This window comes from Paraburkholderia lebeckiae (assembly GCF_050436225.1).
GTDB lineage: Bacteria > Pseudomonadota > Gammaproteobacteria > Burkholderiales > Burkholderiaceae > Paraburkholderia > Paraburkholderia tuberum.
Map to the genome: position 1 here is coordinate 2,986,854 of NZ_JBNDLU010000001.1, position 16,046 is coordinate 3,002,899.

The following is a 16,046-nucleotide window of genomic DNA, read 5'->3' on the forward strand; positions in this document are numbered from 1 at the left end:
TTTTCCTTGGTTTGGATCGCGGAACTACAGTACTCAACCTAGATGACGTACAGATCGACGTATTCATTGACCGGCGTCGCTTCGAGCTTGGCCTGGTCGAGCGATACCTCGAGAATCGCCCGTTGTTGCTTGACCGGAAAGCGCCGCGCGAGGTTGGTCTTGAACTTCTCGACCAGCAACGGAATACCGTCTTCACGACGGCGCTTATGACCGATCGGGTATTCGACTACGACTTCATCGAACTTCGACCCGTCGTTGAATTCGATCGTCAGTGCGTTGGCGATCGAACGCTTCTCCGGGTCGTGATAGTCCTTCGTGAACTGTGGGTCTTCGACGCATTCCATCTTCGCGCGCAATGCATCGATACGCGAGTCCTGCGCGACTGAATCTTCGTAATCGGCAGCCGTCAGACGGCCGAAAATCAGCGGCACCGAAATCATGTACTGGATGCAATGATCACGGTCAGCCGGATTGTTCAGCGGACCCTTTTTATCGATGATGCGAATCGCCGCTTCGTGCGTGCGGATCGTGATGCGGCGAATGTCTTCGACGCGCCGGCCCTGCGCGGCGAGCTGCACATGCAGCGCGAGCGCGGCTTCCACTGCGGTTTGCGCGTGGAACTCGGCCGGAAACGAGATTTTGAACAGCACGTTTTCCATCACGTACGAGCCGTACGGACGCTGGAACTGGAACGCGTTGCCGTTGAACAGCACGTCGTAGAAGCCCCACGTTTTCGCGCTGAGTACCGACGGATAGCCCATCTCGCCGGTCTTCGAGATCAGCGCGAGGCGCACGGCGCGCGAGGTCGCGTCGCCGGCGGCCCACGATTTGCGCGAACCGGTGTTCGGCGTATGACGGTAGGTGCGCAGCGCCTGCCCATCGACGAGCGCCTGCGATACCGCGTTGATCAGCTCGTCGCGCGTAAGGCCGATCAGCTGACCGACCACGGCGGTCGACGCGAGCTTGACGAGCAGCACATGATCGAGCCCGACCTTGTTGAACGAGTTCTCGAGCGCGATGCAGCCTTGAATTTCGTGCGCCTTGATCATGGCGATCAGGACGTCTTTCATCGTCAGCGGCGCTTTGCCGGCAACGATGGCGGTGCGCGAGAGCCAGTCGGCCGTCGCGAGAATGCCACCGAGGTTATCGGACGGATGGCCCCATTCGGCGGCGAGCCAGGTGTCGTTGAAATCGAGCCAGCGGATCATCGCGCCGATGTTGAAGGCGGCCTGAACCGGGTCCAGCTGGAACGACGTGCCCGGCACCTTCGCGCCGTTGGGGACGATCGTGCCTGCCACGATCGGTCCCATCAGCTTGGTGCAGGCTGGGTAGGTAAGCGCCTCGAGTCCGCAACCGAGCGTGTCGATCAGGCAATGACGCGCGGTTTCCAGCGCGAGCGCGCTGTCGATCCGGTAATCCAGCACGTAGTCGACGATATCGACCAGGACGGCGTCCGGGGCGGGTCGTACATTGGAGATCGGGGCGGACATCGGGGGCTTCCCTGGCAGCGAAAATCAGTTGCCGGTCTTGTTGATCGCGTTCGATTGCGTTGCAGCCGGCGCGCCCTGTTCCATGGCGACCGTCTTGCACTCGTCGGCGAGACGCGAGCTGTCCTTGTCCTGGAACAGCATGGCCTTAGTCGGGATCACGACGAGGTCCATACCGGATGCTGCGTCGTGGAAGCGGTCGGCGCCCGTCGTGGTCGCTTCGCGCGGCAGGTTGTAGTTCTTGTTCGCCCAGTGAACCGTGACAATCTGATCACGCTTCATGTCACCTTTCATTTCGAAAGCAAGGCCGTCCTTGCACGCCCACTTTTCAGCGCCTTCGGGAATCGGATCGAACTTCGCTTCCTTCGCCGGATTCGCCTTGCGCTTGATCAGGCGGCGCGGCTCCGGGCGCTTCGCGACGGCCTTGGTGGCCGGCTTCTTCGTGGTGGTGGCCGTGTCCGCAGCGGTGGCGTCAGTCGCGACGGTCAGCATCGTCGTGGACAGGGCGCCAATCATGGCGGCGATCATCAGCTTTTTCATGTAGAAAACCTTTCAAAATCAGTTAAACAGTGCGCGAACGACCGGTCCGGCGGCCGCGCGGGTTGAACTGCACGCGCTGTGGAGCGCGCAGCGACCGCTATTTTCTCCTATTTAGCGGCACGTACTTCAAATTCTCGGGTCCGGTGTAATTCGCGCTCGGGCGGATGATCTTGTTGTCGACGCGCTGCTCGATGATGTGCGCGCTCCATCCTGCCGTACGCGAGATCACGAACAGCGGCGTGAACATCGCGGTCGGCACGCCCATCATGTGATACGACACCGCGCTGAACCAGTCGAGGTTCGGGAACATCTTCTTCGCGTCCCACATCACCGATTCGAGCCGTTCGGCGATCGAGAACAGTTTCGTGTTGCCCGCTTCCTTCGACAGCTTCTTCGCGACTTCCTTGATGATCTTGTTGCGTGGGTCCGAGATCGTGTACACCGGATGGCCAAAGCCGATCACGACTTCCCTGTTCTCGACGCGGCGGCGGATGTCGGCTTCGGCTTCGTCAGGCGTCTGGTAGCGCGACTGGATTTCGAACGCGGCTTCATTGGCGCCGCCGTGTTTCGGGCCGCGCAGCGCGCCGATCGCGCCGGTGACCGCCGAGTACATGTCCGAGCCCGTGCCCGCGATCACGCGGCCGGTGAACGTCGACGCGGTGAACTCGTGCTCCGCATACAGGTTCAGCGACACGTGCATCGCATCGACCCACGCCTTCGACGGCTCGACGCCATGCAGCAGATGCAGGAAATGACCGCCGATCGAATCGTCGTCGGTTTCGACCTCGATGCGCTTGCCGTTGTGCGAGTAGTGATACCAGTACAGCAGCATCGAGCCGAGCGAGGCCATCAGTTTGTCGGCGATATCGCGCGCGCCGGGCAGGTTGTGATCGTCTTTCTCCGGCAGCACGGTGCCGAGCACCGACACGCCGGTGCGCATCACGTCCATCGGATGCGCGGCGGCCGGAATCCATTCGAGCGCGGCTTTCACGTTGGCGGGCAGGCCGCGCATCGACTTCAGCTTCGTCTTGTACGCGGTCAGTTCGGCCTGCGTCGGCAGCTTGCCGTGAACCAGCAGATAAGCGATTTCCTCGAATTCGCACGCCTCGGCGATGTCGAGAATGTCATAGCCGCGATAGTGCAGATCGTTGCCGGTCTTGCCGACCGTGCACAGCGCGGTGTTGCCCGCGGTCACGCCCGACAGCGCGACGGATTTTTTTGGTTTGAAGCCGCTTTGCGTTTCGTTGCCGCCGGTTGCGCCAGCGGCTTGCGTCGTCTCGCTCATGTTCCGCCTTCTCCTGTGTGCCGGCTCATCGCGGCCGTTTGAAAAACGCGTTGCTTATGCCACCGACTGTCGGTTGGCGCCCACTTGCAAAAAAAGCGGCGCCGCTTCTTGTGGAACAGCGCGGCCGGTGGTTTGCGCGCGGCGCAGCACCGACCAGTAATAGCGGTAGCTCGCGCGGTCGTGCAGCGTATCGCCGTGACGCGTCGGGCCCCAATGCGCGGACTGCGCGGCCAGCAGGATTTCGGTGGCCGTCGCGATTTCTTCGTCGCGCGGCGCGAACGCGGCGACGATCGCCTCGATCTGCGCGGGGTGGATGCTCCACATGCGCGTGTAGCCGAACTCGTTGCGGGCGCGCTGTGCGTCGTTCGCGACCACGCTCATGTCGCGCACTTCGGTGCTGACGTTGTGCGACGGCACCTTGCCGAACGCATGGCAGGCCGCCGAAATCTCGAGCTTCGCGCGCCGCACGAGTGGATGATCGAATTGGCCCGGCGAGCGCATCGCGGTGTCGGGGATCGCGCCGTCGTGCGCGGAGACGAAGTCCATCAGGCCGAAGCTCAGCGCCTCGACGCCCGGCAGCGCGGCGAGTTCGAACACACGCGTAAGCGCGTCGTGGGTTTCGACCAGCAACTGCACCGGCACCGGCTGCGCGAGGCTGAGCTCGCGTCGCGTCGCCTCGATGAACGCGATCATTTCGGCGGCATCGTGGACGTTGCGGATTTTCGGCAGCGTGATGTAAGAGGGTGCTCGCTTTGCGGCGCGCAGAATGAGGCGTACGTCGTCGCGCCAGTGCGCGTGAGCGAAGTCGTGGATGCGCACGCCGACGCGGCCGAAGCGGTCATGCTCGCTGCCCAGTAGCGACGCGACCAGTTCCGCGTGCTCGGCCTCGCGGCCGACCTGCGCGCCGTCTTCGCAATCGAGCGTGATATCGAACACCGGGCCGAGTTGCCGCTGTAACGCGAGCGACTTCAGCATCAGCTTTTCGCTGCCCGCGTAGTGATCGCAGGCAGGCAGCACAGCGGGCGGCGCTTCGCCCTCGAACAGCACTTCGGCGGGTGTGAGAACGCGCATCTTCGGCGTGTGGGGCGTGGTGAGGATCAAGGATGTCGGATTCGGACGTGCTCTGCGCGAGTGCCGTCGGGCAACGGCAAAGCACGTTCGAATCAGAGGCGAATGGCGATGATCGCACCGCCATTCACACGAAAAAAAACCGGAACCCGCCGCGCTGACGCTTCGGAGTTCCGGTTCATCGGCATCAGATGCTTAGCCGAGCAGGTGCTGAACGCCGTCGCGCTCTTCCAGCAGTTCCTGCAGCGTGCCGTCCATCTTTTCGCGCGAGAACGCGTCGATTGCCAGACCTTCGACGCGCTTGTACTCGCCGTTTTCGCAGGTCACGGGCACGCCGTAGATGATGTCTTCAGGGATGCCGTACGAGCCGTCCGACGGGATGCCCATCGTGACCCACTTGCCGTTCGTGCCGAGCACCCAGTCACGCACGTGGTCGATTGCAGCGTTAGCCGCCGATGCCGCCGACGACAGGCCGCGCGCTTCGATGATCGCCGCGCCGCGCTTGCCGACGGTCGGGATGAACGTGTTGCGGTTCCATTCTTCGTCGTTAATCAGCTTGGTCAGGTCCTGGCCTTCAGCCGTTGCAACGCGGAAGTCCGGGTACATGGTCGGCGAGTGGTTGCCCCACACCGCGAGCTTTTCGATCGACGCGACCGGCTTGCCCGACTTTGCGGCCAGTTGCGACAGCGCGCGGTTGTGGTCCAGACGCAGCATCGCGGTGAAGTTCTTCTTCGGCAGATCCGGCGCCGACTTCATGGCGATGTATGCGTTCGTGTTGGCCGGGTTGCCGACCACCAGAACCTTCACGTCGCGGCTGGCGACGTCGTTCAGCGCCTTGCCCTGAACCGTGAAGATTTCGGCGTTGGCCGACAGCAGATCCTTGCGCTCCATACCCTTCGAACGCGGACGCGCGCCGACGAGCAGTGCAATGTCTGCGTCCTTGAACGCGACCTTCGGGTCGTCCGTGATCACGACGCCCGACAGCAGCGGGAATGCGCAATCATCCAGTTCCATCACGACGCCTTTGACGGCGGCTTGCGCTTGCGGCAGATCGAGCAGTTGCAGGACCACCGGCTGGTCCTTGCCGAGCAGGTCGCCATTGGCGATGCGGAATAGCAGGGAGTAAGCGATTTGACCTGCGGCGCCGGTGACGGCAACGCGCTTTGCGGGCTTAGCCATTGAGAAATCTCCAGGACGATGCGTTAGACGCTAGGGAAAACGCCATTCTATATGCGCGTTCAGCGAAGCGTTATGAAACACGGCGGAATTCACTGTTCGCGTGCGGGCTCGGAATTGGCGAGACCGGGCGGCGCGTTGCGGCAAGACCGCCGTGCCGGAAACCTGTACTGCCGGAGCGGGACGGGATGGCCCAGGGCTTACGCCGGGCCGGGGCCGCAACTGCACGGTGCGGGCTCCTGCAAACAGCGCGTTTCGGCGAGTGTCGGGCCAGCGGATGCAACACGGAGACAGCGCGCGAATGCAACGGATGGCGGCGAATCGAAACCTGGACTGCGTAGGGGACAGCATGGTGCAGAGTGGCTGCCGGAGCGTCGCGGCACTGCATCAAACTGCCGCCGCAAAATCCCGCAAACCCTTGCTCGACAAGGAGTGTAGGAGTCGAAACAGACAAAGTCAACAGTATCTTATGTCTTATATAAGACACATCTATCGCGGGGAAAACCCTAGACGTGCCCCAGCCCTTTATGATGAAATGCGCGCATGAATTCGAACCCGGCGAATCCTGTGAACCCGAACGGCCAGGGGGCCGCCGGCGAAGCTGTATCCGCTGTTTCCGCTGCGGCGTCGCCTACCTTCAGCCCCTTATATCAGCAGATCAAGGGCTTGATTACGCAGAGCCTCGAAAGTGGCGAATGGAAGCCGGGCGAGATCATCCCTAGTGAAGTCGAACTGGCCGCGCGTTTCAAGGTGAGTCAGGGTACGGTGCGCAAGGCGATCGACGAACTCGCCGCCGACAACCTGCTGGTGCGCCGCCAGGGCAAGGGCACATTCGTTGCGACGCACAACGAAGAGCGCGCGCAGTTCCGTTTCCTGAGATTGCTCGCCGACGACGGCGTCGAGCATCCGCACGTGAGCCGTCTGCTCGAATGCCGGCGGCTGCGCGCATCGGCGGAAATCGCGCGGCAGCTCGATCTGAAGCCGGCCGATCCGGTCGTGCTGATCAAGCGTTTGCTGCAGTTCGACGGCGAAGTCACCGTGCTCGACGAAATCTGGCTGCCCGGCGTCGTGTTCCGCGGGCTCACGCTCGAGCGGCTGTCGGAGTACAAGGGTCCCCTCTACGCGATGTTCGAGACGGAATTCGGCACCCGCATGATTCGGGCGACGGAAAAAATCCGCGCGGTCGCGGCGGAGCCTGCCGTGGCGGACCTGCTGCATGTGCCGGCGGGTTTTCCGTTGCTCTCGGTCGAGCGCGTGTCCTATACCTATGGGGACCGGCCGGTCGAAGTCCGGCGAGGTTGGTATGTCACAACCGGGTATTACTATCAGAACGATCTGAGCTGAATCGGGCTGAAACGAGGCGCGGCGTCCCACACGCGTGCCAATCGGAAGGCGCTTTCAATGCGCGCGCGGCAAAGGACCCAGCGTGGTTTTCGCTGCAGCGCGATATAAAAAGGCGCTAAAATCGCGGATTAGTGTGACTACATAGTAGGGGTCTAGCATGGCAGAAGCCGTAAAAAAACCGAGGCCGGAATTCCGGAACATCGGTATCGGGCAAATACTGACGGCATACCGTCTCCCGCTGGCGGGGCGCGTGTCGATTCTGCATCGCGTGAGCGGTGCCTTGTTGTTTCTCTTTCTTCCGTTCCTGCTGTTCCTCTTCGATCAGAGCCTGACTTCCGAACTGAGCTTCGAAGTCTTCAAGGGCTTCCTCTCCAATATCATCGTCAAGCTGATCACGCTCGTTCTCGCGTGGGCTTTCCTGTTCCACTTCTGCGCCGGCGTCCGTCACCTCGTGATGGATACGAATCATGATGCCGTGTCGAAAGAGAAGGGCAAATCGACCTCCATCGTGGTGATCGTCGTCTCGTCGCTGCTTACCATCGCATTCGCGGCAAAACTGTTCGGAGCATTCTAAAAAATGTCAGCCAATAACCGAATCGGTTCGAAGCGTCTCGTCGTCGGCGCACATTACGGTCTGCGTGACTGGCTCGCGCAACGCGTCACCGCCTGCGTGATGGCGGTCTACACGGTGATTCTGCTCGCGTGGTTCTTCCTCGCGCACGACTTTTCGTACGACGGTTGGGCGTCGATCTTCGCGACGCAGTGGATGAAGCTCGCCACGTTCGTCACGCTTCTCTCGCTGTTCTACCACGCTTGGGTGGGTATGCGCGACATCTGGATGGATTACGTGAAGCCCGTTGGCACGCGTCTCGTCCTGCAGGCGCTGACGATCCTCTGGCTGCTCGCATGTGCGGGCTACGCTGCGCAGATTCTCTGGAGAGTATAAAAGCATGGTTGCAATCAAGAATTCTCTGCCGCGTCGCCGCTTCGACGTGGTTATCGTCGGCGCGGGCGGTTCGGGGATGCGCGCGTCGCTGCAACTGGCGCGCGCCGGTCTGTCGGTCTGCGTGCTGTCCAAAGTGTTCCCGACGCGTTCGCACACGGTCGCTGCCCAGGGCGGCATCGGCGCTTCGCTCGGCAACATGAGCGAAGACAACTGGCACTACCACTTCTACGACACGATCAAGGGCTCCGACTGGCTCGGCGACCAGGACGCGATCGAGTTCATGTGCCGTGAAGCACCGAACGCCGTCTACGAACTCGAACACTTCGGCATGCCGTTCGACCGTAACGCGGACGGCACGATCTATCAGCGCCCGTTCGGCGGCCACACCGCGAACTACGGCGAAAAGCCGGTGCAACGCGCCTGCGCGGCGGCTGACCGTACCGGTCACGCGCTGCTGCACACGCTGTACCAGCAGAACGTTGCTGCCAAGACGCAATTCTTCGTCGAATGGATGGCGCTGGACCTGATCCGCGACGCCGACGGCGACGTGCTCGGCGTGACCGCGCTGGAAATGGAAACCGGCGACGTCTACATTCTCGAGGGCAAGACCACGCTGTTCGCCACGGGCGGCGCGGGCCGGATCTTCGCGGCATCGACCAACGCATTCATCAACACCGGTGACGGCCTCGGCATGGCGGCCCGTTCGGGCATCGCGCTGCAGGACATGGAATTCTGGCAATTCCACCCGACCGGCGTGGCCGGCGCGGGCGTGCTGATCACCGAAGGCGTGCGCGGCGAAGGCGGTATTCTGCGTAACTCGAACGGCGAACGCTTCATGGAGCGCTATGCGCCGACGCTGAAGGATCTGGCGCCGCGCGACTTCGTTTCGCGTTCCATGGACCAGGAAATCAAGGAAGGCCGCGGCGTGGGTCCGAACAAGGATCACGTGCTGCTCGACTTGTCGCACATCGGCGCCGAGACGATCATGAAGCGTCTGCCGTCGATCCGCGAAATCGCGCTGAAGTTCGCGAACGTCGACTGCATCAAGGAGCCGATCCCAGTCGTGCCGACCATCCACTACCAGATGGGCGGTATTCCGACGAACATCAACGGCCAGGTCGTTGGTACGCCGCGCGGCCCCGAAGAAGTCGTCAACGGCTTCTACGCAGTGGGCGAATGCTCGTGCGTGTCGGTGCACGGCGCGAACCGTCTCGGCACGAACTCGCTGCTCGACCTTGTGGTGTTCGGCCGCGCTGCCGGCAACCACATCGTCAAGCACGTGAAGGAACTGAAGGAACACAAGCCGCTGCCGCCCGATGCAGCCGACTTCGCGCTGTCGCGTCTGGCGAAGCTCGATAACTCGTCGTCGGGCGAGTACGCGCAGTCGGTCGCGAACGACATCCGCGGCACGATGCAGAAGCACGCTGGCGTGTTCCGTACGTCGGCTCTGCTGGCCGAAGGCGTCGAGGCCATCCGTGAAGTGGCGGCACGCGTCGACAACATCCATCTGAAGGACAAGTCGAAGGTCTTCAACACGGCCCGTATCGAAGCGCTCGAAGTGGCGAACCTGATCGAAGTGGCGCGCGCCACGATGGTCTCCGCCGAAGCGCGCAAGGAAAGCCGTGGCGCGCACGCGCAAAACGACTTCGAACATCGCGACGACGAAAACTGGCTGCGCCATACGTTGTGGTTCAGCGAAGGCGATCGCCTAGACTACAAGCCGGTTCACATGAAGCCGCTGACCGTCGAATCGGTTCCGCCGAAAGCGCGTACCTTCTAAGGCACAAGTCAAAGGAATTCAGAGAAATGGCCAAGCGTACATTTGAAATTTACCGCTACGATCCGGACAAGGACGCCGCTCCGCGCATGCAGACGTACGAGATCGAAATCGACTCGCACGAACGCATGCTGCTCGACGCGCTCATCAAGCTGAAGGCGTTCGACGAAACCCTGTCGTTCCGTCGCTCGTGCCGCGAAGGCGTGTGCGGTTCGGACGCAATGAACATCAACGGCAAGAACGGCCTCGCGTGCCTGACGAACCTGAACGACCTGCCGCAGAAGATCGTGCTGCGTCCGCTGCCGGGCCTGCCCGTCGTGCGTGACCTGATCTGCGACTTCACGCAGTTCTTCAACCAGTATCACTCGATCAAGCCGTACCTGATCAACGATACGCCGCCGCCGGAGAAGGAACGTCTGCAGTCGCCGGAAGAACGCGACGAGCTCGACGGCCTGTACGAATGCATCCTGTGCGCGAGCTGCTCGACGTCGTGCCCGAGCTTCTGGTGGAACCCGGACAAGTTCGTCGGCCCGGCTGGTCTGCTGCAAGCCTACCGCTTCATCGCGGATAGCCGCGACGAGGCAACCGGCGAGCGCCTCGACAACCTGGAAGATCCGTACCGTCTGTTCCGTTGCCACACCATCATGAACTGTGTCGACGTTTGCCCGAAGGGCCTTAACCCGACCAAGGCAATCGGCAAGATCAAGGAATTGATGGTTCGCCGCGCTGTCTAGTATCAATGAGCTCCGCGCTCCCTGGCGCGCTGCCCCCCGAGAGGGCGGTCAGTGCGCCCGGGCGCGGCGCGGGGTGTACCGACATGACCGAAACATCGCATCAGTCCGACCCTCTCCGCCGCGCGCGTCTTCGCTGGCGCGCACGGCGGGGCCTGCTGGAAAACGACCTGATTTTCGAGCGTTTTTTCAGCCGATATGAGCATGACCTCAGCGATGCCGACGTGGGCGCACTCACGCGCCTGCTCGAGCTGAGCGATAACGACCTGATGGACTTGCTGCTCGCGCGCAAGGAACCAGAAGGCGATCTAGCCGACCCGGATGTGGTCCGGGTTCTGGAGTTGCTGCGCAACGCTTGAGCGCCGCCAGTCCGTTGTTCCAGGCTTGCAATTATCGAAACCCTGTATCCATACTTCGATTGAGGATGTGCTATGACCCCGTCAGATGTTAAAGCCACGCTATCGTTCAGCGACAATTCGCCGAGCGTCGAAATGCCGATTTACAAGGGCACGATTGGCCCGGATGTGATCGACATCCGCAAGCTGTACGGCCAGACCGGCAAATTCACGTACGACCCGGGCTTCATGTCGACGGCGGCGTGCAATTCGGCGATCACCTACATCGACGGCGACAAGGGCGAACTGCTCTACCGCGGCTACCCGATCGACAACCTCGCGCAGAACGCCGACTTCCTCGAAACCTGCTACCTGCTGCTGAACGGCGAGCTGCCGAACGAGAAGCAGAAGGCCGAATTCGTCGGCACCGTCACGAAGCACACGATGGTGCACGAGCAGATGCAGTTCTTCTTCCGTGGCTTCCGTCGCGATGCGCACCCGATGGCAATTCTGGTCGCCGCGGTCGGCGCGCTGTCGGCGTTCTATCACGACTCGCTCGACATCAATAACCCGCGTCACCGCGAAGTGTCGGCGATCCGTATGATCGCGAAGCTGCCCACGCTGGTCGCGATGGCGTACAAGTACAGCATCGGCCAGCCGTTCGTGTATCCGAAGAACGACCTGTCGTACAGCGCGAACTTCATGCGCATGATGTTCTCGAACCCGTGCGAAGAGTACGTGGTCAACGACGTGCTGGTGCGCGCGCTCGACCGTATCCTGATCCTGCACGCGGACCACGAGCAGAACGCGTCGACGTCGACCGTGCGGCTCGCCGGTTCGTCGGGCGCGAATCCGTTCGCGTGTATCGCGGCCGGTATCGCGTGTCTGTGGGGCCCGGCGCACGGCGGCGCGAACGAAGCCGCGCTGAACATGCTGGAAGAAATCGGCTCGGTCGACAACATTCCTGAGTTCATCAAGCAGGTGAAGGACAAGAACTCGGGCGTGAAGCTGATGGGCTTCGGCCACCGCGTGTACAAGAACTACGATCCGCGCGCGAAGCTGATGCGCGAAACCTGCCACGAAGTGCTCGAAGAGCTGGGCCTGCACGACGACCCGCTGTTCAAGCTTGCGATGGCGCTGGAAAAGATCGCGCTCGAAGACGAGTACTTCGTGTCGCGCAAGCTGTACCCGAACGTCGACTTCTACTCGGGCATCGTGCAGCGCGCGCTAGGCATCCCGACGTCGATGTTCACCTGCATCTTCGCGATGGCACGCACGGTCGGCTGGATCGCGCAGTGGAACGAAATGATCGCCGATCCCGAGCAGAAGATTGGCCGTCCGCGTCAGCTGTTCGTCGGCGAGACGCTGCGTGAAGCGAAGCCGATCGTACAGCGCTGATCGCTGATCGACCCCGATACGCGCGCTTCGTCGCGGCATTCGTGCCGCGCACAAGCGCGAAATTGGAGTGAATGAAACGCCTCAACGGGTTGACCGTTGGGGCGTTTCTGTTTCTGCGGCCGCCGCGGGTCGGACGTGCGGCGCATTGGCGTCGCCGGTCGCCGATGCTTGCCGGGTAACACCGATACAGGTATCGGCACTACCAGACAACCCCATGTTTTTTATCGGTTTTTTCGCCGTCTATGCAGCCCATCGCGGTGCGCAGCGTGGCATAATCGATCGACACAGTCAGCCCGCAGTCATTACTATCCCGCATACCATGGCACAGACTCTCTACGACAAATTGTGGAACACGCACGTGGTCCACACGGAAGACGACGGCACCACGATTCTCTACATCGACCGCCACCTGCTGCATGAAGTGACCAGCCCGCAGGCGTTCGAAGGCCTGAAAATCGCCCAGCGTCCGGTGTGGCGCATCAGCGCGAACCTGGCCGTGTCCGACCACAACGTGCCGACCACGGACCGCAGCCACGGCATCGCCGATCCGGTGTCGAAGCTGCAGGTCGACACGCTCGACGCCAACTGCGACGCCTACGGCATCACACAGTTCAAGATGAACGACCTGCGTCAGGGCATCGTTCACATCATCGGGCCGGAACAGGGCGCCACGCTGCCGGGTATGACGATCGTCTGCGGCGACTCGCACACGTCCACGCACGGCGCGTTCGGCGCGCTCGCGCACGGCATCGGCACGTCGGAAGTCGAGCACGTGCTGGCCACGCAAACGCTGCTCCAGAAGAAGAGCAAGAACATGCTCGTGAAGGTCGAGGGCCAATTGCCGCGCGGCTGTACCGCGAAGGACATCGTGCTCGCGATCATCGGCAAGATCGGCACCGCGGGCGGCACCGGCTACGCGATCGAATTCGGCGGCTCGACGATCCGTTCGCTGACAATGGAAGGCCGCATGACGGTCTGCAACATGGCGATCGAAGCGGGCGCGCGCGCCGGCATGGTCGCCGTCGACGACACCACGGTCGAATACCTGAAAGGCCGTCCGTTCTCGCCGCAGGGCGTCGAGTGGGATCACGCGGTCGAGTACTGGAAGCAGTTCAAGTCGGACGACGGAGCGCATTTCGATCGCGTGGTCGAGTTGAACGCCGCCGAAATCGTGCCGCAGGTCACCTGGGGCACGTCGCCGGAAATGGTCACGCCGATCGACGGCCGCGTGCCGGATCCGGAGCGCGAAAAGGACCCGGTCAAGCGCGACGCGATGGAGCGCGCGCTCAAGTACATGGCGCTCGAGCCGAACGCGCCGATCGAGTCGATCAAGCCGGATAAAATCTTCATCGGGTCGTGCACCAACGCGCGCATCGAAGACATTCGCGCCGCGGCTTACGTCGTGAAGAAGCTCGGCCGTCGCGTCGCGCCGAACATCCGTCTGGCGATGGTCGTGCCGGGTTCGGGGCTCGTGAAGGCGCAGGCGGAGCGTGAAGGCCTCGACAAGGTCTTTACCGAGGCCGGTTTCGAATGGCGCGAGCCGGGCTGCTCGATGTGTCTGGCAATGAACGCTGACCGGCTCGAGCCGGGCGAGCGTTGCGCGTCCACGTCGAACCGCAATTTCGAAGGTCGTCAGGGCGCCGGTGGCCGCACGCACCTGGTGAGCCCCGCAATGGCCGCGGCTGCGGCCATCGAAGGGCATTTCGTCGACATTCGCAAGCTCGGATAAATCGCATGATGAAGAACATGAATCGCATCACTCTATTGCGCCGCTTCGCACTCGGCACGTTCGCCGGGCTCCTGCTCGGTCTTGCCGGCTGCAACACGGTGCACGGATTCGGCCAGGACATGTCGCACCTCGGCAATTCGATCAGCAATCACGCTGAGAAATAAGCGGTTTTTGATTTTTGCCGGCGATACGGCGCGGGGGTTCCAGCCGCCAGCCGCCAGTCGCATCGCCCGGTCCTGAACAGGCGCAAGCGTCATGGATAAATTCATCGTACACACCGGCGTCGTGGCGCCGCTCGATCGCGAGAACGTCGACACGGACGCGATCATTCCGAAGCAGTTCCTGAAGTCGATCAAGCGCACGGGTTTCGGTCCGAATGCGTTCGACGAATGGCGCTACCTCGACCACGGCGAACCGGGTCAAGATAACTCGAAGCGTCCGCTGAACCCGGATTTCGTTCTGAACCAGCCGCGCTACCAAGGCGCCTCGGTGCTGCTCGCGCGCAAGAATTTTGGCTGCGGCAGTTCGCGCGAACACGCGCCCTGGGCGTTGCAGCAATACGGCTTTCGCGCGCTGATCGCGCCGAGCTTCGCGGACATCTTCTACAACAACTGCTTCAAGAACGGCGTGCTGCCGATCGTGTTGACCGAACAGCAGGTCGATCATCTGTTCAACGAGACGTATGCGTTCAACGGCTTCGAGCTGACGATCGACCTTGAAGCGCAAGTCGTGCGCACGGCCGACGGCGGCACCGAATATCCGTTCGAAGTCGCGGCGTTCCGCAAGTATTGTCTGCTGAACGGTTTCGACGACATCGGCCTCACGTTGCGTCACGCGGACAAGATCCGCCAATTTGAAGCGGAGCGTCTCGCGAAGCAACCGTGGCTGAACAATCGCCTCGTCCGTTAAGCGAAACCGTGAGGGCGTTAGGGGCGTGAAGTCCGCGCGCCAATGTCGGTTCGCGCCAGAAAGATCCGAAAAATCATCAAGGAATTCGCATGAAGATCGCAGTGTTGCCGGGCGACGGCATCGGTCCCGAAATCGTCAAGGAGGCCGTCAAGGTCCTGAACGTGCTCGGCGAGAAGTTCGAACTCGAAGAAGCGCCGGTCGGCGGTGCAGGCTACGAAGCGAAGGGCCACCCGCTGCCGGACTCGACGCTCACGCTCGCGAAGGAAGCCGACGCGATCCTGTTCGGCGCAGTCGGCGACTGGAAGTACGACAAGCTCGAACGCGCTCTGCGCCCTGAGCAGGCGATTCTCGGTCTGCGCAAGCACCTGGAACTTTTCGCGAACTTCCGTCCGGCGATCTGCTACCCGCAACTGACGGGCGCATCGTCGCTGAAGGAAGAAATCGTTTCGGGTCTCGACATCCTGATCGTGCGCGAACTGAACGGCGACATCTATTTCGGCGCGCCGCGCGGCCTGCGTACGTCGCCGGACGGCCTGTTCGCCGGCGCGAAGGAAGGCTTCGACACGATGCGCTATTCGGAACCCGAAGTGCGTCGCATCGCGCACGTCGCGTTCCAGGCGGCGCAAAAGCGCGGCAAGAAGCTCACCTCGGTCGATAAAGCCAACGTGCTCGAAACGTCGCAGTTCTGGAAGGATGTGATGATCGACGTGTCGAAGGAATACGCGGACGTCGAACTGTCGCACATGTACGTCGACAACGCCGCGATGCAGCTCGTGAAGGCGCCGAAGTCGTTCGACGTGATCGTGACCGGCAACATGTTCGGCGACATCCTGTCCGACGAGGCGGCCATGCTGACCGGCTCGATCGGCATGCTGCCGTCGGCATCGCTCGACAAGAACAACAAGGGCTTGTACGAGCCGTCGCACGGCTCCGCGCCGGATATCGCCGGCAAGGGTGTTGCCAACCCGCTCGCCACGATCCTGTCGGCCGCGATGATGCTGCGCTATTCGCTGAACAAGGCGGAGCAGGCCGATCGCATCGAAACCGCGGTGAAGAAGGTGCTCGAACAGGGCTATCGCACCGGCGACATTCTCACGCCGGGTTGCAAGCAGGTCGGCACCGCCGCGATGGGCGATGCCGTCGTGGCCGCGCTGTAAAACGCGTGCACCGCATGCGCTCGCAGAGCGAGGGCGTGCGGTGGTCAGGTCAACGATACTGGCCTTTTAAAAACGCGAATCGGGCCTTGAAATAGGCCGATTTGCGCGTCATACGGCGAAGAACGCCGCCAGTTTTCCGTTTTCGTGTATATTGTTTTGATGGC

Annotated in this window: 16 protein-coding genes; 10 read left to right on the plus strand and 6 right to left on the minus strand. The window is 62.1% G+C overall.

What is annotated here, in order from left to right; translation table 11 throughout:
• Positions 1-38: 38 nt before the first annotated feature.
• From OKW45_RS13990 to OKW45_RS14010, 5 genes are all read right to left on the minus strand, one after another.
• A complete protein-coding gene (locus OKW45_RS13990) occupies positions 39-1,490 on the minus strand; it encodes a bifunctional 2-methylcitrate dehydratase/aconitate hydratase (protein ID WP_429468941.1) in 1,452 nt (483 codons plus the stop codon).
• A gap of 24 nt (positions 1,491-1,514) precedes the next feature.
• A complete protein-coding gene (locus tag OKW45_RS13995; RefSeq protein ID WP_018424107.1) occupies positions 1,515-2,027 on the minus strand; it encodes a hypothetical protein in 513 nt (170 codons plus the stop codon).
• Between the two features lie 97 nt (positions 2,028-2,124).
• Positions 2,125-3,312 (minus strand): bifunctional 2-methylcitrate synthase/citrate synthase, encoded by a 1,188-nt coding sequence (prpC, locus tag OKW45_RS14000; RefSeq protein ID WP_018424108.1) that lies wholly within the window; start codon positions 3,310-3,312, stop codon positions 2,125-2,127.
• Positions 3,313-3,366: 54 nt separating this feature from the next.
• Positions 3,367-4,383: an HpcH/HpaI aldolase/citrate lyase family protein gene (locus tag OKW45_RS14005; RefSeq protein WP_429468944.1), complete on the minus strand. Its 1,017-nt coding sequence runs from the start codon at positions 4,381-4,383 to the stop codon at positions 3,367-3,369.
• A gap of 192 nt (positions 4,384-4,575) precedes the next feature.
• Positions 4,576-5,559, minus strand: coding sequence for a malate dehydrogenase (locus tag OKW45_RS14010; RefSeq protein WP_018424110.1), 984 nt, complete (start codon positions 5,557-5,559; stop codon positions 4,576-4,578).
• A gap of 540 nt (positions 5,560-6,099) precedes the next feature.
• Here OKW45_RS14010 and OKW45_RS14015 point away from each other — a divergent pair.
• The 8 genes from OKW45_RS14015 (at position 6,100) to leuC (ending at position 13,816) form a co-directional block, all read left to right on the plus strand.
• Entirely contained in the window at positions 6,100-6,900 is an 801-nt protein-coding gene (locus OKW45_RS14015; protein WP_429468947.1) for a GntR family transcriptional regulator, read from the plus strand.
• A 157-nt stretch (positions 6,901-7,057) separates the two neighbouring features.
• Positions 7,058-7,474: a succinate dehydrogenase, cytochrome b556 subunit gene (gene sdhC / locus OKW45_RS14020; RefSeq protein ID WP_018424112.1), complete on the plus strand. Its 417-nt coding sequence runs from the start codon at positions 7,058-7,060 to the stop codon at positions 7,472-7,474.
• A 3-nt stretch (positions 7,475-7,477) separates the two neighbouring features.
• Positions 7,478-7,846, plus strand: a complete 369-nt coding sequence (gene sdhD / locus OKW45_RS14025; RefSeq protein ID WP_018424113.1) for a succinate dehydrogenase, hydrophobic membrane anchor protein — start codon at positions 7,478-7,480, stop codon at positions 7,844-7,846.
• A gap of 4 nt (positions 7,847-7,850) precedes the next feature.
• Positions 7,851-9,626: a succinate dehydrogenase flavoprotein subunit gene (sdhA, locus tag OKW45_RS14030; protein WP_429468950.1), complete on the plus strand. Its 1,776-nt coding sequence runs from the start codon at positions 7,851-7,853 to the stop codon at positions 9,624-9,626.
• A 26-nt stretch (positions 9,627-9,652) separates the two neighbouring features.
• Positions 9,653-10,357: a succinate dehydrogenase iron-sulfur subunit gene (locus tag OKW45_RS14035; RefSeq protein ID WP_018424115.1), complete on the plus strand. Its 705-nt coding sequence runs from the start codon at positions 9,653-9,655 to the stop codon at positions 10,355-10,357.
• An 83-nt stretch (positions 10,358-10,440) separates the two neighbouring features.
• The gene (locus OKW45_RS14040) at positions 10,441-10,713 is read left to right on the plus strand and encodes an FAD assembly factor SdhE (RefSeq protein ID WP_018424116.1); all 273 of its coding nucleotides are present in this window, start codon (positions 10,441-10,443) and stop codon (positions 10,711-10,713) included.
• Between the two features lie 72 nt (positions 10,714-10,785).
• Positions 10,786-12,087 (plus strand): citrate synthase, encoded by a 1,302-nt coding sequence (gene gltA / locus OKW45_RS14045; protein WP_018424117.1) that lies wholly within the window; start codon positions 10,786-10,788, stop codon positions 12,085-12,087.
• A gap of 319 nt (positions 12,088-12,406) precedes the next feature.
• The gene (gene leuC, locus OKW45_RS14050) at positions 12,407-13,816 is read left to right on the plus strand and encodes a 3-isopropylmalate dehydratase large subunit (protein ID WP_026226462.1); all 1,410 of its coding nucleotides are present in this window, start codon (positions 12,407-12,409) and stop codon (positions 13,814-13,816) included.
• Positions 13,817-13,848: 32 nt separating this feature from the next.
• Here the strand turns inward: leuC and OKW45_RS14055 are convergent, their stop codons facing one another.
• Positions 13,849-14,085 (minus strand): hypothetical protein, encoded by a 237-nt coding sequence (locus tag OKW45_RS14055; protein ID WP_429468953.1) that lies wholly within the window; start codon positions 14,083-14,085, stop codon positions 13,849-13,851.
• On the opposite strand from OKW45_RS14055, the gene leuD reads away from it, so the two are divergent.
• Both leuD and leuB read left to right on the plus strand, forming a co-directional pair.
• Positions 14,072-14,725 carry a 3-isopropylmalate dehydratase small subunit gene (leuD, locus tag OKW45_RS14060; RefSeq protein WP_018424120.1) on the plus strand — a complete coding sequence of 218 codons (654 nt, stop codon included), beginning with the start codon at positions 14,072-14,074 and terminating at the stop codon, positions 14,723-14,725. The genes OKW45_RS14055 and leuD overlap by 14 nt on opposite strands.
• Positions 14,726-14,814: 89 nt before the next feature.
• Entirely contained in the window at positions 14,815-15,882 is a 1,068-nt protein-coding gene (gene leuB / locus OKW45_RS14065) for a 3-isopropylmalate dehydrogenase (RefSeq protein WP_018424121.1), read from the plus strand.
• Positions 15,883-16,046: the final 164 nt, after the last annotated feature.